The organism is Arthrobacter sp. B2060 (assembly GCF_059090445.1).
In genome coordinates this window covers 204,704-221,805 of sequence record NZ_JBNHFR010000001.1, presented here as the reverse complement: position 1 = coordinate 221,805, position 17,102 = coordinate 204,704, and the positions used below count along the sequence as shown (strand labels likewise).

Annotated in this window: 15 protein-coding genes; 4 read left to right on the top strand and 11 right to left on the bottom strand. The window is 66.3% G+C overall.

Going from position 1 to position 17,102, the window contains the following annotated elements; all coding sequences use genetic code 11:
• Positions 1-26: 26 nt before the first annotated feature.
• The 3 genes from AC5RUM_RS01045 to AC5RUM_RS01035 are packed head-to-tail and all read right to left on the bottom strand — an operon-like array spanning position 27 to position 3,140.
• Positions 27-1,046, bottom strand: coding sequence for a TAXI family TRAP transporter solute-binding subunit (locus tag AC5RUM_RS01045; protein ID WP_494033198.1), 1,020 nt, complete (start codon positions 1,044-1,046; stop codon positions 27-29).
• Positions 1,039-2,475 (bottom strand): HAMP domain-containing sensor histidine kinase, encoded by a 1,437-nt coding sequence (locus AC5RUM_RS01040; protein ID WP_494033197.1) that lies wholly within the window; start codon positions 2,473-2,475, stop codon positions 1,039-1,041. Before AC5RUM_RS01040 ends, AC5RUM_RS01045 begins: the two co-directional genes overlap by 8 nt.
• On the bottom strand, positions 2,472-3,140 hold the full coding sequence (locus AC5RUM_RS01035) for a response regulator transcription factor (protein WP_494033196.1): 669 nt from the start codon (positions 3,138-3,140) through the stop codon (positions 2,472-2,474). Before AC5RUM_RS01035 ends, AC5RUM_RS01040 begins: the two co-directional genes overlap by 4 nt.
• A 311-nt stretch (positions 3,141-3,451) precedes the next feature.
• Here AC5RUM_RS01035 and AC5RUM_RS01030 point away from each other — a divergent pair, with 311 nt between their 5' ends.
• Both AC5RUM_RS01030 and AC5RUM_RS01025 read left to right on the top strand, forming a co-directional pair.
• Complete coding sequence (locus tag AC5RUM_RS01030; protein ID WP_494033859.1) at positions 3,452-4,882, top strand: MFS transporter; 1,431 nt, start codon at positions 3,452-3,454, stop codon at positions 4,880-4,882.
• A gap of 245 nt (positions 4,883-5,127) precedes the next feature.
• Positions 5,128-5,841, top strand: a complete 714-nt coding sequence (locus AC5RUM_RS01025) for a queuosine precursor transporter (protein ID WP_494033195.1) — start codon at positions 5,128-5,130, stop codon at positions 5,839-5,841.
• A gap of 107 nt (positions 5,842-5,948) precedes the next feature.
• Here AC5RUM_RS01025 and AC5RUM_RS01020 read toward each other — a convergent pair whose 3' ends face one another.
• From AC5RUM_RS01020 to AC5RUM_RS00995, 6 genes are all read right to left on the bottom strand, one after another.
• Entirely contained in the window at positions 5,949-6,878 is a 930-nt protein-coding gene (locus AC5RUM_RS01020) for a type IV toxin-antitoxin system AbiEi family antitoxin domain-containing protein (RefSeq protein ID WP_494033194.1), read from the bottom strand.
• 133 nt (positions 6,879-7,011) lie between these two features.
• On the bottom strand, positions 7,012-8,301 hold the full coding sequence (gene tgt, locus AC5RUM_RS01015; protein WP_494033193.1) for a tRNA guanosine(34) transglycosylase Tgt: 1,290 nt from the start codon (positions 8,299-8,301) through the stop codon (positions 7,012-7,014).
• A 53-nt stretch (positions 8,302-8,354) separates the two neighbouring features.
• Positions 8,355-9,080, bottom strand: a complete 726-nt coding sequence (locus tag AC5RUM_RS01010) for an SRPBCC family protein (protein WP_494033192.1) — start codon at positions 9,078-9,080, stop codon at positions 8,355-8,357.
• 62 nt (positions 9,081-9,142) lie between these two features.
• On the bottom strand, positions 9,143-10,294 hold the full coding sequence (locus AC5RUM_RS01005; protein ID WP_494033191.1) for a DUF6707 family protein: 1,152 nt from the start codon (positions 10,292-10,294) through the stop codon (positions 9,143-9,145).
• 87 nt (positions 10,295-10,381) lie between these two features.
• Complete coding sequence (locus tag AC5RUM_RS01000; protein ID WP_494033190.1) at positions 10,382-10,921, bottom strand: NUDIX hydrolase family protein; 540 nt, start codon at positions 10,919-10,921, stop codon at positions 10,382-10,384.
• 75 nt (positions 10,922-10,996) lie between these two features.
• Positions 10,997-11,740, bottom strand: a complete 744-nt coding sequence (locus AC5RUM_RS00995) for a VOC family protein (protein WP_494033189.1) — start codon at positions 11,738-11,740, stop codon at positions 10,997-10,999.
• 109 nt (positions 11,741-11,849) lie between these two features.
• On the opposite strand from AC5RUM_RS00995, the gene AC5RUM_RS00990 reads away from it, so the two are divergent.
• The gene (locus AC5RUM_RS00990; RefSeq protein WP_494033188.1) at positions 11,850-12,461 is read left to right on the top strand and encodes a YdeI/OmpD-associated family protein; all 612 of its coding nucleotides are present in this window, start codon (positions 11,850-11,852) and stop codon (positions 12,459-12,461) included.
• Positions 12,462-12,589: 128 nt separating this feature from the next.
• A complete protein-coding gene (locus AC5RUM_RS00985) occupies positions 12,590-14,275 on the top strand; it encodes a glycoside hydrolase family 32 protein (protein WP_494033187.1) in 1,686 nt (561 codons plus the stop codon).
• 58 nt (positions 14,276-14,333) lie between these two features.
• On the opposite strand, the gene AC5RUM_RS00980 is transcribed toward AC5RUM_RS00985, so the two are convergent.
• Entirely contained in the window at positions 14,334-15,509 is a 1,176-nt protein-coding gene (locus AC5RUM_RS00980; protein WP_494033186.1) for an ABC transporter ATP-binding protein, read from the bottom strand.
• Complete coding sequence (locus tag AC5RUM_RS00975; protein ID WP_494033185.1) at positions 15,506-17,098, bottom strand: ABC transporter permease; 1,593 nt, start codon at positions 17,096-17,098, stop codon at positions 15,506-15,508. Before AC5RUM_RS00975 ends, AC5RUM_RS00980 begins: the two co-directional genes overlap by 4 nt.
• Positions 17,099-17,102: the final 4 nt, after the last annotated feature.

Genomic DNA, 17,102 nt, shown 5'->3' with positions numbered 1-17,102 from the left:
AGGCTGTCGCCGTCGCTCTCTGCTGGCTAGCCGTGCAGTGTCCTGTACGCGGCCGCAGCAGCGGGATGCAGCGGGAGTCCCGCCGTGTTGATGAGCGATTCCGGGCTCAGGAACTGCACCCCGAGACTGGACCGCGGGACGAGCTCCTGGGCATGGTCCACCAGCAGTTCGACGGTCCGCTTCACCGTGCCGTCATCCAGATCGTTCCGGCACAGGAGCAGGTTGGCCACACCGACCGTCCACACAGCCTGAGTGCCTTCGTAGCCGCCCTCGGGAATCAGCACCCGGTCGTAGAACACGCCGTACCGCGACCGCATCACCGGGATGAGCGCAGAGAGGTCGAGCAGTCCGAGCCCGGTTTCCTTGTTGGCGGCAGCGATGGCGGCTGTGGGCACGCCTCCGGACCAGAACAAAGCGTCCACCGATCCGCTCTGGAGCGCTTTAAGTCCGTCGTTCAGGCCTAGGTTCATGACGGCCACTCTCTTCTCCCTGGCACCGGCACCGGGACCGGCCGGGGATGATGTCAGCCCGGCGGCGTCGATGAGGCGGGGAGTGATCAGTGACGTCCCCGAACCTGGCTGGCCGACGGCGACGGTCCTCCCTGCAAGGTCGGTGAAGGTCCGGATGCCGCTGTTCCTCCGCACGACGCAGTGGACGTAGTTTTCGTACACCTTCCCGAGGGCGGCAATTTCGACGTTCGACGTGCCCCCGGCTGCCACCTGCTGCGCCGCCGCGTCCGCCAGGGCGACGGCGAAGGTGGCCTTGCCCGTCAGAAGATGCTGCAGGTTGTCCAGGCTCCCTCCCGTGGTCAGTGCCACGGCATTGTCCGCCACTCCATGACGCTGCAGGGACTCTGCAAGCAGCGTTGAGAACTCAAGGTAGAAGCCACCCGGCTCACCCCCCGCCACGGTGACCGTACCCGGGCGGTTCTCGGAAGTGCATGCGCTGAGAGCCGGCACCAGTACGCCGGCCAGGCCCGCGGCCAGTCCGGCCTTGAGGGCGGCCCGTCGGGGAGGAAGCCCCCGGGCGGTGATCACGTCAGCCATGGGGGTGCTCCTGGCCGGGCGGGGTCACGGGGAAGGGAAACTCGAGTCCTGCAATCAGGCCGTGGGGTGCCCGTTCGGCCAGCAGCAGGCGGCCTCCATTGGCTCCCGCAAGCTTGTCCACGATGGTCATGCCCAGGCCGTTGCCGCGGATATCCCGGTTCCGCGGTGACCGCCAGAACCTGGTGGTGGCCGCGGCCCTTTCCTCCGCCGTAAGTCCGGGCCCGTCGTCGGACACCTCGATTATCGCCGCTCCCGACTGCGCGCGGACGCCAACGGAAATACGGGCGCCGGGGGCGTACTTGATCGCGTTGTTGAGAAGTTCCCCCACCATCTGGGCGAGTTCGGCGGCGTTGCAGGCCAGTTGGAGTGGCGGATCGGGTGGACCCTCGAGCAGGATTGAGGCTCCGGCGCGCTCCGCGGCTGGCCCTGCCCGTTCGACCTCTTCCTGCAGAACAGGGTAGGGGTCGATGAGTGCCCTGTTCCCGCCGGACCCGGGGCCAAGTGTGCTGCGTGCCGAATCCTCGAAGGCCCTGTGCTCGGCCGCCGCCAGCTTCAGGACCCCGTCCAGGATCTCTTCCACCCGTTCGAGCTCAGCCAAAACACCCGCCGCCGCGGTGTGTTCCCTGGCCGTCTGCAGTTCCAGCTGCAGCAAATCGATCCTCAACCGCAGGGCGCCGATGGGATTGCGCAACTGGTGGGACGTGTCGGCTATCAGCTGGCGTTGGGAATCAATGCTTTCGCTGACAGTCCGCGCCATGGTGGTGAAGGAACGGCTCAACTGCCTCAGTTCCGGCGGGCCGTCCTCGGGAAGATGGCTCGTCCGCCCCGTCGCTTCAAGTTCGGTCACCGCAGAATTCAGGCGATGGACAGGACGCAGCACCCAGCGGGTCACGCGCGCCGCGGCCAGGAGGAGCACCGCCCCAAGGGCGGACGCCGCCAGGCCGACGACGAGCCACCGCTCCCGCAGTTTCTGCCGGGCCGGCTCGGTGTTGACTTCGAGGACGGCCTCGCCAAGGACCTGGCTCGCGCTCCCAAAGGACCGTGAGATCACTTCAGCGCCGGATCCGAACGGTTGCAGCGGGGTCAGCGTGGTGTCGCTGAGGTTGAGGTTCGCCCTGGCCACTGCGTCCCGGACGTCCGCCCGGTCCTCGCCCAGGCCGCCGGAACGCAGCGTGCCCTGCTGGAGCCGGATCAGGACCCCCTCCCCGTACAGCTCGGAGTACCTATCCATCTCTCGCTGGAGCTGGGTGGAGTCGCCGTCCAGCGCCGCGTCATAGGCCACCTGGGCGAACCGGTTCAGCGCTGCCACCCGGTTGATCTGCAGCTCCTGGGTGAGCTCCCGGCTGGCGGACGTCAGGATGGCGTTGGAGACGAAGATGACCATGAGTACTGACAGCAGGCTGAGGATGCCCAATACACGCAGTTTCACGCAGGATCTGCCTCGATCCGGTAGCCGACACCGCGGACATTGATGATGAAACCGGGCAGTTGCAGCTTGGCCCTCAGACCGGTCAGGTGCACGTCCAGGGACCGCGATGATGCCAGGAAGGCGTCACCCCACAAAGCGTCGAGGATCTGTTCACGGGTGACCACGGAACCTGCATGGCGGGCCAGCAGCGCGAGGAGATCGAACTCGGTGGCTGTCAGGGGCAGCACGCGTGATCCGAGTGCCGCCACGCGCCGCTCGACGTCGACCTCCAGGTCTCCGAGCACGATGCTTTGCTGCACCTTCCCGCCGGAACGGCCCGCGCGCCGGGTGACAGCTTCGATGCGGGCCAGCAGTTCAACGAGTTTTACCGGCTTTACGAGGTAGTCATCAGCCCCGGACCGCAGCCCCAGCACCACGCTCCGTTCATCGTCGCGGGCGGTGAGGATCAGGATGGGACAGGGCGTGACCTGGCGAAGTTTCCGCAGCACCTCGAGGCCGTCCATATCCGGAAGCCCCAGGTCCAGCAGGATCACCTCGAACTTCCTGTGGACCAGCAGGGCATCAGCTCCCCGGGACACCCTGGTTGCCTTGTGGCCTGCGGAGATGACAGCTGCGTCAAGAGCGGCCGCCATGGCGTCGTCGTCCTCGACGATGAGCACTTCCATGGCCTGGTCCCTTTATCGCTGGTCGGGCGTCCGCATCTGCTGCCCGCTTTGGAGATTACCCTTTCTCCCGCTTTTTTGCCCTGCGCCGGTGTTGTCCGGCGGGATGGGCAGGAACGGAAAACCTAAGGAAGTGTTAGGAAATCCCCGTCCACGTTGGTTGTGCCCTGCATCACCAATAGTTTTGATCGGGTCCTCTGCTGTTCAGGGGACTGTCAACGTCGAGGAGGAACCATGAGCAAAGTTGCCGTGGACAGCATGAAAGTCTGCCCGGACCGGTCGCCGGTGGCGGCGCCGTCAAGGAAGGTTCAATGATGAGCACCCAGCAAGCCGTGACCCAGGATGACGCAGCCCAGACCCGCCGGGCCGTGAGCAACATCCTCAAGGGCTCCGCAGGCAACCTCGTGGAGTGGTACGACCTCTACGTCTACACAGTCTTCGCAGCCTACTTCCAGTCCCACTTCTTCAACTCCAAGGACGAGCTGCAGGCCGGCCTCGAAGCGATGGCCGTCTTCTCGACGTCGTTCCTCATGCGGCCCATTGGCAGCTGGTTCTTCGGCCGCTATGCCGACCGCAACGGCCGCAAGGCCGCCCTGACGCTTAGCGTGACCATGATGTCGGCCGGCTCATTCGCGATCGCCATCCTGCCCACCACCCAGCAGATCGGCGTCTGGGCACTGCTGCTGCTCATCCTCGTGCGCCTTGTCCAGGGCTTCTCCGTGGGCGGCGAATACGGCACCAGCGCCACGTACATGTCCGAGGCCGCCACCTCCAAGCGCCGCGGCTTCTTCTCCAGCTTCCAGTACGTCACCCTGATCGGCGGACAAATGCTGGCCCTGCTGATCCTCGTCATCCTGCAGAACACCATGGGTAAGGACGTGCTGACGGAGTGGGGCTGGCGCATTCCGTTCGCCATCGGCGGCGTCGCCGCGCTCGTGGTCCTGTGGCTGCGGCGCTCGATGGAAGAGACTGTCTCCGAGGAGCAGGTCCTTGCGGCCAAGGCACCGGTTGTGGCCGGCGAAGCCCGGCCCGGCACCATGAAGCTGCTGTTCACCCAGCACTGGAAGCCGCTGCTGATCTGCATCGGTGTGACCCTCGGCGGCACCGTTGCGTTCTACACGTACACCAACTTCATCCTGAAGTTCATGAACGATACGTCTGGCATCGCCAAGACCGACACCTCCGTCATCAACTTCTGGGCCCTGCTCATCTTCATGCTCCTGCAGCCCGTCTACGGCATGATCTCCGACAAGGTGGGCCGCAAGCCGCTGCTTCTCTGGTTCGGTTTCGGCGGCCTGCTGTTTACCTGGCCGCTGCTCTCCACCCTGGCCGGCACCAAGGATCCGTTCACCGCGTTCCTGCTCATGATGGGCGGCCTGCTGATCGTTGGCGGCTACACCTCCATCAACGCCCTGGTGAAGGCCGAGCTGTTCCCCGCGTCCATCCGCGCCCTCGGCGTCGGCCTCGGGTACGCGATCGCCAACTCGCTCTTCGGCGGGACCGTCCCGCTGATCGGTGCGGCGCTGCAGAAGGCCGGCCAGGTGGACCTATTCTTCACCTACGTCACCGTGGCAATCGGCCTCTCCCTGCTGGTCTACATCTTCGCGCTGAAGAACAAGAAGGCAACGCACCTGGACCGCGAGCAGGGCGACGCCTGGTCCCGGGCAGCTGTTGCCGCGGACGATGCCGCGGATGCAGGCCGCACGGACGACGACAAGGACCTCGTGGACGCCTCGCGGCGCTAGGTCCGCGGGCCGTTTCGATGGTTCCCTGCACACTCGATGCGCGAAAGCGTCGAGGCGGCAGGGAACCATCGAAATGGACGCGTACGACGGCGGGCGGCCGGCGCGCGTACGAGAGGCAACGCGGGTGAGAGAATGGGGTCGGTTCCGGCCAGCCCGGCGGGATCCGTCCAGTGCTAATACAGCCGGCTGCCGCTGCTTCCCGGGGAACCACGGCATCCGAGCGAACCACTACGAATGGAACAGCCATGACTTCCGCCCAGACTTTCCCGGCCGCCTCAGCACCGCCGAAATTCGCTTCGATCGGCTCGCCCTACTTCGGCATCATGCTGGCGGTCATGGCCGTGGTGCTGATCCTGTCCAACATCGGGGCGTCAAAGGGTGTGGCTCTGGGCCCCATCGTCACGGACGGCGGCTTCTTCCTGTTCCCCCTGGCCTACATCCTGGGTGACGTCATCAGCGAGGTGTACGGGTTCAGGGTGGCGCGCAGGGCCATCATCACCACGTTTGCGCTGTCCGCCTTCGCCTCCGTCTGCTACTGGATCATCATCGCGCTGCCCGGTTTCGGCGACGAGTTCGGCGCGTCGAAGCAGGCCGCCCTGGAGGGGGCGCTTGGCCCCGTGCCGCTGATCGTGCTCGCGTCACTGCTCGCGTTCCTCGCGGGCCAGACCCTCAACTCCTGGATCCTCGTCAGGATGAAGGCGCGCTCGGGCGAAAAATCGCTCTGGGCCCGCATCATGAGCTCCTCGGTGGCGGGTGAGTTTGTGGACACCCTGATTTTCTGCAGCATCGCGGCGTCCGTGATCGGCATCAGCGACTTCGGCATGTTCGTGAACTACGTGGTGGCGGGATTCCTCTACAAGACCCTGGTTGAGTTCCTCTTCGTGCCCGTGACGGCTCTCGTGATCGGCTGGATCAAGAAGCGCGAGCCGAGCTACGGCGCGGTGACCGGCGCAGCGTAACCGGTCGACCGCCGTCGTACTTTGGCCGCCGATTAGACGGTTCCTGCCCCACTCGATGATGCGTGACGTCGAGCCTGCAGGGAACCGTCGAAACGGCGCTAAGGGGGCTATCCGAAAGGACCACGGGCAAGCGCCCGGAGCACCCTGTATTTGAATTCCGTTTCATTGAACAGGTCTTTCCATTCGATCCGGAGGAAGATCCAGCCCTGTTCCATGAGCGCCTTTTCGCGCCGGCGCTCCGCAAACAGGACCTCATCGGTGGGCTGGTAGTCGAAGTACTTGGTCCTGCCGTCGAATTCGAGGGCCACTTTCCGCTTGCGCCAGGCGAAGTCCAGCCGGTGCTCGCCCAGTGGTGTGTGCACGACGTACTGGGGTTCGGGCGGTTCGATCCTGAGCCTGTGGAGCAGTTCCCTCGTCAGGGTTTCGCCGGGTGATTCGGAGCGCGGATCCGCCAGTTCGATGGCCCTGCGCAGTGCGACGACTCCGTTGCGCCCGGCCAGTTCAGTGCAGCGGGAACGCAGGGCCTCCAAGTCCGCCCCGAGCCGGCAGGCATGATCCATAAGGATGAGGGACTGGCGAATATTGAACATCAGGCAGCAGTCCACCACTGTCCGTTCAAGTGACGTGCAGGGGAGACCGTCCACGAAGCTGATGTCGCCCGGATCCAGGGCCCGCGTATGGGCGACAACGTCGCTGCCGTGCGAAATCCGGGACGGGCAGGTTTGCTGGGTCAGGTGGATCCGGCCGTCAGCCTTCCACAGGTGAAGCCGGCGCAGGCGGGCACTCGAGGTGTGGCTGTAAACAAAGCCGCCAGCCGACGTCGTAAGCGTCCCGTGTGCGTGGGCATGGATGAGGTAGCGGCTGCGCATGCCCGGCTTCAGGCCGTTCCACCAGCTGGCCCGGACATAGCAGCCACGCCGCGCACGCACCAGGTCTCCGCTGCGCATCAGGCGGCCGATGGCGCGTGCATGGAGGCCGGCGCCGAACAATTCCTGGGTGCGCCACATGTTGCCGGCGGGAAGCTGCGGCTGGGTCATGGTTCCAGCCTCAACTTCGCGGCGGCCTGTATCCAGACCGAACCTCGGCTATGTGGAAATCCGCTTCGACGGTTCCCTGCCGGCTAGATGCGGCCTTGCGTCGAGAGCGCAGGGAACCGTCGAAACGGAGGGCCTAGGCGTAGTACCGGCGCAGGGTCTCGGCCTTGAACTCGAAGAAGGAGCCGTCCTCGATGGCCAACCGGGCGTCGTCCACCATCTTCACCACGAACCGCTCGTTGTGGATGGAGATGAGGGTGGCGGACAGCATCTCCTTGGCCTTGAAGAGGTGGTGGATGTAGGCGCGGGAGTAATTCCGGCAGGCGTAGCAGTCGCAGCCTTCCTGCAGCGGGCCGAAGTCGCGCTTGTACTTGGCGCCGGACAGGTTGAACCGGCCGTCGGGAGTATAGAACGCCGAGTTGCGGGCCACCCGGGTGGGGGAAACGCAGTCGAAGGTGTCGGCGCCGTTTTCGATGGCCGTGAAGATGTCGTCCGGCTCGGAGATGCCCAGCAGGTGCCGCGGCTTGTTCTCCGGAAGCTCCTCGTTGCACCAGCGGACAATCGTGCCGAGGTTCTCCTTCTCGAGCGCCCCGCCGATCCCGTACCCATCAAATGCCATGGCGCCGAGGTCCCGGCAGGCCTTTCGGCGGAGGTCCTCGTACTGCGCCCCCTGGATCACGCCGAACAGCGCCTGGTAGGGCTTGCCTGCCCGGGCGGAGGTCAGCCGGAAATGCTCGTCCAGGCAGCGCACGGCCCACAGCCGCGTGCGTTCCAGCGACTCCTCCTGGTACCGGCGGGAGTTCTGCAGGGTGGTGAGCTCGTCGAAGGCGAACATGATGTCCGCCCCGATCTGGTGCTGGACCTGCATCGAGATCTCAGGCGAGAAGCGGTGGCGGTCCCCGTTGAGGTGGCTCTTGAACCACACGCCGTCGTCGTCCACGTGGGCGAGCCGCTCCTTGCCGGCGGCCACGGCGTCGTCAGACACAGCCTGGTCCTGGGGTGACACGGACTTCATGTCGATGACCTTCTTAAAGCCCGAGCCCAGGCTCATCACCTGGAAGCCGCCGGAATCGGTGAAGGTTGGGCCGGGCCAGTTCATGAAGGCTCCCAGCCCGCCGGCCTCGTCCAGGACGTCCGGCCCCGGCTGCAGATACAGGTGGTAGGCATTGGCCAGGAGGGCCTGCGCCCCGAGCTCCGCCATGGACTCCGGGAGCACGGACTTCACGGTCGCCTTTGTCCCGACGGCGATGAAGGCCGGAGTCTGGATTTCGCCGTGGGGCGTGGTGATGGTGCCGGTCCTGCCCAGGAATTCGCCGCCGTTGGCAGACACCTGCTCAGCGGATGGGCGGCAAGTTTCAGTGAGCCGCTTGCCGACGCGGAAGGAAAACTCCGACTGCCGGGCGGACGGCACTGACTCAGGCGGCATTTGTTCAGGATTGGCTGGCACGGTTCAAGTGTGCCAGCTACGGGCGGGCGGTCTCAGCGGATGGGCTCCGATGTGGGGTAGTTCTCAGAACGCCAGTCGTCCCAGAGCGTGCGGATGGTCTCCAGCGTGTGGGCGCCCAAATCGTAGGTCGAGATGATCACCATCGACCCGCCGTCGGGCCTGACCTCCGGAATCACGGGCTGGTCCGCCACGATCAGCAGGCCGTCGCCGTGCTCGGCGTAGCTGTGCACGGTCAGCCCGACCTGGTGGTTGGACTTGTACCAGACCTTGCCGGCGATCTCCTCACCCGTGCCCAGTGTCAGCGAATAGTCCTCGCCGCGTTTCGGTACCTCCTGGAGTCCGAGTTTCTCTATGGCCGAGCCGCCGCTTCCCGGAACCGAGAAGAACATCGTGTGACGCTTTCCATGCGGATGCCGCTCCAGTGCAAACCTGAGCTGCTGGAGGAAGGTGAGCCAGCCCTGGGTGATGTCCTCGTCCCAGGCCGCCCATTCGGAGTTGTGATCCAGCGCCGCCCGGGTCACGCTGACTTCCGTCCCGGTGGGCACGGGTTTCAGCGTGAACACGTCGCCGCCGTCGACTGTCAGCGAGGTATGGTCCGGGCTCTCGACAACGGTGCTGTTGAAGTAGATCTCATTGATTTCCGCGGCCAGGTCGTCTGCCTGCCAGCCATGCCACTCGGCCACTTTGGCGGGCTCACGCAGCATCGTCCAAACCTGCGGCGCATCAGAGTTGATCACGACACTCAGATTGTTCGTCATGGCCCGAATTTACAACGTAGCCACAGCCGCGGCTAGAGCAAAACCGCAATGCCTTCGCGGCCCTATCCGCGGACCGACTCCAGCTCGTTGGCGATCCGCCGCTCCAGCTCACCGGCACTGATGGTCTGTGACCCGCCATGCGCCCGCAGGAACAGCAGCGACTCCAGACGCAGCAGGCGCCACTCGCGCTCGGCCTCCGCGTTGGAGTTGTCTATGGACCGGAAGATCTCTTTGTCATAGAGGTTGGGCTCGTTCAGGGAGCGCTGGCGCACCCTCGCCTGCATGCGGGCCTTGAACGGGTCCGTCTCCTGGTTTTCGGGGGCCCGGAGCAGCTTCTCGTAGACGGCGGCACGCTCCTTCTGGCCGGTCTGGCGGCAGATGTACGTGGAAAGTGCGAGCGAAGCCTCCACGGACGACCAGCGGCCGGGATTTCCGTCGAAGGGCAGCACATTCAGGAGGTCAGCGACGGCGAGCGCGCCGTCCGCGTCCTTGAGCATGACGAACAGTTCGTGGGCGAGGTCGCTGAGGTCCTTCAGGCAGCTGCCGGATTTCGTGTTGATGCCTTTGACGAGCTTGTCGGCCAGCAGCTGCACACCCACAGAATCGGGATGCGCCTCCGCCACGGCCTCGACCACTGCTTCGGGGGTCCCTGCGGGTTCTGGGATGAGGGCCAGGTCCTCGACGCTGGGCCCGATGATCGCCGGCGTGGAGGCCGGCAGGGGAGGAACGACGACGGCGGGAGGCGCCGGGGGCAGCGCCGCCCCCTCGTTCTGGTTCCCGACCACCTGAAGCGGGGTGGCGGCGTCGGAATTCCTGGCAGCGCCGGACGCGGCGGTGGCCGCGGCACCGGCCTCGAAACCGGCGGCAGGGACAGGGCCGTTGGCAGGGACGGCGGTGCCCGGGCCAGTTCCGCCCTGCGTGACGGCGCCGTCCGTGGCGCCGTTGTCGGCGCTCGTTAGGCCCTGGACCGCGCCATTTTCGGCGGCGAAACCTGTTCCCTCGATCCGGACAGACGACCCGGCAGCAATGCGCAGCATGCCGCCCCCGGTCAGGGTTGCCAGGACGATGGCGGGCGCGCCGAAGTCATCATTTTCAATCTCTACGGAGTGGACTTCGGCCGTCCTGAGGCCGTCTGGCAAAAGAAGGTGATCCCCCGGCTGCAGAGACCCAGCCTGCTGTTCGCGGTAGGTCTGGGCAGCTGGTACGTGGTTCATGGGAGTCCTTAAGTTCTCTTGCGGTCCGCCCAACAGTCTACAAAGGAGGCAGTGCGAAGTCCGGGAGGCGGCGGCCTCAGGGTGCCGTCAGCTGCCGACGCCGGCGAACGCCAAGGCCTGGCGCACGAGCGAGCCGCGGCCGCCGCTGAACTCCTGCTGGACGTCCTCGCTGAGTACTTCCTGCGGAGTCATCCAGGTCAGTTCCAGCGCGTCCTGGCGCGGGTCGCATTCGCCAGTGACCGGGATGATGTAGCACAGCGAGACGGCGTGCTGGCGGTCGTCGGTGAATCCTGTGTGGGAAGGCGCGGGGAAGTACTCTGCCACGGTGAAAGGCACCGGGCTGATGGGCAGCTGCGGAAAAGCGAGCGGGCCGAGGTCCTTCTCCATGTGGCGCAGAAGCGCGGCGCGGATGGTTTCCCGGTACAGCACGCGGCCGGACACGAGGGAACGGACCATGGTGCCGTCGGCATCCGCCTGCAGGAGGGTGCCCACTTCGTTCACGAACCCCAGCGGGTCGAGTCGGACCGGCACTGCCTCGACATAAACCATGGGGAGCCGTCCGCGGGCCTCGAAGAGGTCCTCGTCGGAGAGCCAGCCGGGATTGGGGTCGGGGGTGCGCACGTTCATGGTTAAGTTCTACCCCATCGCCGTGCATCCGGCCGCCGACGCGTGGGATCTCCGCTCTTAGCGGAGGCCATATGACTAGGCACCGAGCGGAGCCTGCTTCGAGATCCACAGGGTGGGTGGTACGTGCGGTCCGGAGGCATCACCCGCCGCGTCGGGGTTGGCCAGGTGCAGGGTCCGCCCGAAGGCCTCCTCCGTCATGCTGACCTGGTGGCCCGCGGCGGCCAGCCGGTCCCGCAGGGCGGACAGGTCGCCGTCGTACTCAAAACCGAAGCCTGACCGCGCAGGGCCCGAACCGGGGCGCACCATCAGCACACCGCCGTTCTTGGCCGTAAAGTCCGCGGTCTCGTCATTATCCGGCACCGGTCGGGACCTCGCGCCGATGCTCCTGAGTGTCTCGGCGGCCGCGGCGGTGTCTTCGGTGAACCAGACGGCGACGACCGACAGCCCCGTGTCGGCGTCGGCGCACTGTGCGAAGTGGGCCGCTTTGTCCGCCAGGAAGCTGAAACCGTCCTTTCCGGTGATTCTGCAGGAGTCGCCGATGTCCGCGGGAATCAGTTCGGCCGGCGTGGTTCCGGACTCCACCCCCGCCAGATTGGTGCGGCGGACAAATTCCTCCAGGTCGCCCACCTCGACGGCGAAGGACGACGCGCCGTCGTTCTCGGCACCGGCAGGGACGTGCTGCAGCGCAAGCCGGCCAGACGCGGCGTCGAATTCCCGCCACGTGTCGTCATGAAGGGTTTTGATCATTCCCAGGTCCGTGAGGAGCCGCTCCCACTGGTCCAGGCGTGAAGTGAAATGGACGGGGCGGACACGCAGCATGGTCTCTCCTCGGACTCGAACGGCTTGGATTCAGCAACGGCGCAGTCATGGCCATAATGCCACGACTTGCATCCCGCGGCACCGGGGCCGAAAGGGGCAGAATAGGCGCATGGCTGCTGAACTCGAGGAACTGCTGGTCAAGGACGCCGCCGAGTGGCGACGCTGGCTCGAACTGAACCATTCCACGAGCCCGGGCGTGTGGCTGGTGCTGCACAAAAAGGGCGGCAGCGTCACGGAACTCGACTACGAGGCAGCCTTGCAGGAGGCACTATGCTTCGGATGGATCGACGGCCAGGGCAAAAGGCGCGACGACGAGAGCTCCTTCCAGCGGATGACCCGCCGGGGACCGAAGAGCGTCTGGTCGGCACGGAACGTGGACCGCATCGGGCGGTTGGAAGCCGCCGGCAGGATGGCAGAGGCCGGCCGGGCCGCCGTCGACGCGGCCAAGGCCGACGGGCGGTGGGAGGCGGCGTACTCCGGCCAGTCGTCAGCCGAAGTGCCGGAGGATCTCGCGGCCGCCATTGCCGCGGTTCCCGAAGCGCAGGCCATGTTCGACGTCCTTAGCTCAGTCAACCGCTACGCCCTGATCTACCGCACGAATTCGGTCAAGCAGGCCTCCACGCGGGCACGAAAAATCGCCGGTTTCGTCGAGATGCTGGCCCGCGGCGAGACACCCTACCCGCAGAAGAAGCGGCCTGCAGGCCCAGCAATTAACCCTTGACGCGGCCGGTGCCAGCACTCCCGGACAGCCCGGGAAAGGGGCCGCGGTAAAATTGAATCTGGCCCAGTGAAGCGCCGGCAGCGCTCGCAGCCTGCCGGCGCTTCCCCATTTTCCGACGATCGGCGGACATGCAGCTGAATTCCCTTCGAAAACTCGGCCCCCGAGGCAGCTGGATCGCGGTGGCCGCAGTCCTGGCTGTCGTGCTGGCCGTGGCTGCTGCGATAGTTCAGGGGAGCAGACCAGGAGACCAGCCCAACCCTGGCGCCGGGAACGGCGGCGCGCAGGAAACGGCGCCGGCCAGCCCCAACTTCAGCCGCCCGGAGGGGGCATCGCAGTTCCGGCCGGCCTACCACCTGACGCCGGAGAAGGAATGGATGAACGATCCGCAGCGGCCGTTCCTGCTGGACGGCGTCTGGCATTACTACTACCTCTACAACGCCGACCATCCGGAGGGGAACGGCACAGAGTGGTTCCACGTCACCAGCACTGACCTGGTGCACTGGAAAGACGAGGGCGTGGCCATCGAGAAATTCAAGAACGGCCTGGGCGACATTGAAACGGGCAGCGCCGTCGTGGACACGGACAACACCGCCGGCTTCGGCAAGGACGCCGTTATCGCCGTGATGACGCAGCAGGACAAGGGCGTCCAGCGGCAATCCCTGTTCTACTCCACCGACAAGGGTTTCAGCTTCAAGCCTTACGATCGGAACCCTGTCATGGACAACCCCGGCGCAGAGCACTGGCGGGATCCGAAGATCATCCGTGACGACGCCAACGGGCAGTGGGTCATGGCCCTGGCAGAGGGCGAGAAGATCGGTTTTTACACCTCCCGCGATCTCAAGGACTGGCGGTATGCCTCATCCTTTGAGCGCCGGGGGCTGGGCATCCTGGAATGTCCCGACCTTTTCCAGCTGGACGTCGACGGCGATCCCGCCAAGGGCACCTGGGTCCTGGCCGCAAGCGCCAACGGTTCCGAGGAAGGCCGGACGACGGGAGTGGCCTATTGGACGGGAAACTGGGACGGGACCGCCTTCACTCCGGCTGACGACCGGCACCAGTGGCTCGACGCCGGATCGGACTTTTACGCGGCCGTCACCTGGGATGATCCCCGGCTTCCGGAAAACCAGCGGATGGCGTCCCGCCATGCCATCGGCTGGATGAACAACTGGACCTATGCGCGCAATCTGCCCACCACTGACTGGCAGGGCGGCGCCGATTCGATCGTGCGGGACATCCGCCTCAAGACGGTCCAAGGCAGGCCATCCCTGGTGTCCAGCCCCACCAAGGCCGTGTCCGTTCTGGAGGGCGCCGCCGAGACCGTCACCGGCCGGCAGGTCACAGAGGACGGTGCGGGGGAACTGCCGGTGCCGGACAGCGGCGCCTACCGGCTGGATGTGACCCTCGAAAGGGGGCCGGACGACGACGCTTCTGAAGCCCTGCTGAAGCTGGGCAGCGGAGCGGCAGAAAAAGGCCCGGCGGACTTCGCCACGGTCGGATACGATTTCGACGACGGGACGGCCTTCGTGACGCGCTCCGCCGTGGTCCCTGGCGTCGAATCGCTCGGCCGAGTTTTCACCGACCGACGGTCAGCCGCGAGTCCACTGCGCGGCGGTTCGGCACCCGGCCGGGGGACCGTGGAGCTCACCGTGTTTGTGGATTATTCATCGGTGGAGGTCTTCGTCAACGGCGGCGAGCAGACCCTGACCTCGCTGGTTTTCCCGCGGGAGGGCGGACATACCGTCACCGCCGCGACGGCTGGCGGGAGCGCAACCCTGAAGTCGTTCAAGTACACACCGCTGGCCACGGCCGGCTGACGAAGAGGCGAGGCGAGGCCAGGCCAGGCCCAAGGTCAGGCCAGGCCGAAGGTCAGGGCTAGGCGGAAGGTCCGTCGCCGTTGACCGGGAATGCGACGGCCTCGCCCACGACGCGCAGGCAGAGCTCCATGCCCGGCCGGGCGATGGAGGCGTTCCAGTGCCGGATGGTGATCACTTCCCCGCCGCCGGGGTAGCGGTGGTCCGGCATGGCACCCGCGAGTTTCGGCGGCACGGCCAGCTTCAGCCGCACCGTGGTTTCGGGGCCGAAGTAGTCGGTGTCCACCACCACCCCGCGGATGTGCCCGTCCTCGGCAATGCGGATCTGCTCGGGACGCAGCATCAGCTGCACGCGGCCCTGGGCCGGAGGGCGGCGTACGGGGATGCCGCCCAGCGAACACGTTGCCAGCGAGCCTTCCATCCATGCGTCGAGGATCACGGCGTCGCCCAGGAACTCGGCAGTGGCCCGGTCCGCCGGGCGCGTATAGACAACAAACGGGTTGCCGATCTGCGCCAGCTTGCCGCCACGCATTACGGCCACCTGGTCCGCGAAGGAGAGGGCCTCCGCCTGGTCGTGCGTCACGAGGATCGTGGTCACACCGGCCTGGTTCAGCACCTTCGCCACGGCGCGGCGGGTGGCCACGCGGAGCCCGGCATCCAGGGCAGAAAACGGCTCATCCAGCAGCATGAGCTCAGGCTCGCGCGCCATGGCGCGGGCCAGGGCGACCCGCTGCTGCTGGCCGCCGGAAAGCTCATGCGGCCGTCGCTTGGCCATGGCGGGGTCCAGGGACACCATCTCCAGCAGCTCGGCAACCCTGGCCGCAACAGCACGCCGCCCGCCGTTGAGCTTTGATGCGCTCAGCCCGAAGGCGATGTTCTTCCCCACCGTCAGGTGCGGGAACAGGGCACCGTCCTGGGCCACATACCCGACGTGACGCTTGTGCGCGGGTGTCCACACGCCGTCGCCCGCCACAGGGGAACCGTTCAGCAAAATACTGCCGGTACCGGGATGCTCGAAGCCGGCGACCAGGCGCAGCAACGTGGTCTTGCCGGAACCGGACGGCCCCACGATCGCGGTGGTGCCGCCTCTCGCCACCGAAAGGTTGACGCCCCTGAGAACCGCCTGGGAACCGAAGTTTTTGGTGACGTCCTCGATCACCAGGTGGCTGTCCGTGCTTGGAGCCACTGACGGCGAGATGCGGGGTTCGGGAACCCTGGAAGGCAATTGTTCGGTCACTGTCCCGCTACTTTCTTGGACTGCTGGAAGAGCAAATACGTCATGGGTGCCGAGATCGCGATCATCAGCAGGGCATAGGGCGCCGCGCCGGCATAGTCGATTTCGCTGCTCTTGGCCCAGAACTCGGTGGCGAGCGTGCGCGTGCCGTTGGGGGAGAGGAGCAACGTTGCGGTGAGCTCGTTGACGATGGCCAGGAACACGAGGGCTGCACCGCCGGCGGCTGCCGGGGCCGTCAGCCTCAGCGTGACGCGGATGAAGGCCAGCAGCGGCGGCGTTCCCAGCGCCTGCGCCGCCTCATCCAGTTCCTTGGGCGCCTGGGCCAGCCCGGCCCGGATGTTCACCAGCGACCGGGGGAGGAACAGCAGCACGTACGCAGCGATCAGCACGCCCGCCGTCTGGTAGAGCTCAGGGACCAGCCGGATGCTGACGGTCACGAATGCAAGCCCCACCACAATGCCGGGCATGGCACTGGTGATGTAGTTGGACAGCTCCAGGGCCTTGCTGAACCAGCCGGGGTGACGCACGGCGAGGTAGGCCATGGGGAACGCCACGGCTGTGGTCACCACGGCGCCCCCGAGCCCGTAGCCGAGGGTCTGCAGGAGCGCAGGGAGGAACTCGTCAGCCGCCCAGATCTCCGCGCCGCCGGCCACGATCCACCGCAGCACGAAGGCCAGCGGAAGCCCGAACGCCAGCGCAGTGAGCGCCACAAGGAACAGCTGTGCGGGCACCTGGTAGGCGCGCAGGGGGAGCCGGAGTGCTTTGGCCTGGGCGCCCGAACCCACCCGGGCGTAGCGGGCGGTGCCGCGGCTCCGGACCTCAGCCAGCAGCAGCAGGAGGCAGAGAAACACCAGCACGCTGGCCAGCATGTTCCCTGCCGTGCCGTTGAAGGTGGACTGGTACTGCACCATGATGGCCGTGGTGAACGTGTCGAAGCGGATCATGGCGAACGCGCCGTATTCGGCCAGTAGATGCAGCGCAACCAGGAGGGCGCCGCCGGTCATGGCGATCCGCAGCTGCGGCAGGACCACCCGGAAGAAGGCCCGCCAGGCGCCCAGCCCCAGGGACGCCGCGGAATGCTCGATGGCGGGATCCAGCCGGCCCAGCGTCGCCGCGGCAGGGATGTAGACCAGCGGGAAATAGGAGAGGGTGGCAATCAGCACGCCGGAAAACAGGCCCTGCAGGGACGGGATGGCGGACACCCAGGCGTAGCTGTTCACGAACGCGGGGATGGCCAGCGGTGCGGCAAGGAGCACCGCCCAGACCTTGTTCCCCCGCAAGGTGGTCCGCTCCACCAGCCAGGCTCCGCCGACACCGAGGACCAGGCACAGCGGCACCGTGAGCACCACCAGCAACACCGTATTGAGGAGCAGTTCCCCCACGCGTTCGCGGAATATCAGCGCCGCGGCCGTCTCCCAGCCGGTGGCCACGGTCATGACGACGACGTAGCCAAGCGGAACAAGTGAAAACAGGGCGATCAGCACCGCCAGGACAGCAACAGCAGAAACGCCGAAAGGCGGGCGGGGGCGCTTGCCCCGGCCCGCCATCGTCGTGCCTCCGGAAACCTCCGGCGCCGATGCCTGCGCGGTCACAGAA

What these genes read in the sequence shown, in the direction of transcription:
- AC5RUM_RS01045 (WP_494033198.1), bottom strand. Translation starts at nt 1,046, where the DNA reads ATGGCTGACGTGATCACCGCCCGGGGGCTTCCTCCCCGACGGGCCGCC.
- AC5RUM_RS01035 (WP_494033196.1), bottom strand. Translation starts at nt 3,140, where the DNA reads ATGGAAGTGCTCATCGTCGAGGACGACGACGCCATGGCGGCCGCTCTT.
- AC5RUM_RS01030 (WP_494033859.1), top strand. Translation starts at nt 3,452, where the DNA reads ATGAGCACCCAGCAAGCCGTGACCCAGGATGACGCAGCCCAGACCCGC.
- AC5RUM_RS01025 (WP_494033195.1), top strand. Translation starts at nt 5,128, where the DNA reads ATGACTTCCGCCCAGACTTTCCCGGCCGCCTCAGCACCGCCGAAATTC.
- AC5RUM_RS01020 (WP_494033194.1), bottom strand. Translation starts at nt 6,878, where the DNA reads ATGACCCAGCCGCAGCTTCCCGCCGGCAACATGTGGCGCACCCAGGAA.
- tgt (WP_494033193.1), bottom strand. Translation starts at nt 8,301, where the DNA reads ATGCCGCCTGAGTCAGTGCCGTCCGCCCGGCAGTCGGAGTTTTCCTTC.
- AC5RUM_RS01010 (WP_494033192.1), bottom strand. Translation starts at nt 9,080, where the DNA reads ATGACGAACAATCTGAGTGTCGTGATCAACTCTGATGCGCCGCAGGTT.
- AC5RUM_RS01005 (WP_494033191.1), bottom strand. Translation starts at nt 10,294, where the DNA reads ATGAACCACGTACCAGCTGCCCAGACCTACCGCGAACAGCAGGCTGGG.
- AC5RUM_RS01000 (WP_494033190.1), bottom strand. Translation starts at nt 10,921, where the DNA reads ATGAACGTGCGCACCCCCGACCCCAATCCCGGCTGGCTCTCCGACGAG.
- AC5RUM_RS00995 (WP_494033189.1), bottom strand. Translation starts at nt 11,740, where the DNA reads ATGCTGCGTGTCCGCCCCGTCCATTTCACTTCACGCCTGGACCAGTGG.
- AC5RUM_RS00990 (WP_494033188.1), top strand. Translation starts at nt 11,850, where the DNA reads ATGGCTGCTGAACTCGAGGAACTGCTGGTCAAGGACGCCGCCGAGTGG.
- AC5RUM_RS00985 (WP_494033187.1), top strand. Translation starts at nt 12,590, where the DNA reads ATGCAGCTGAATTCCCTTCGAAAACTCGGCCCCCGAGGCAGCTGGATC.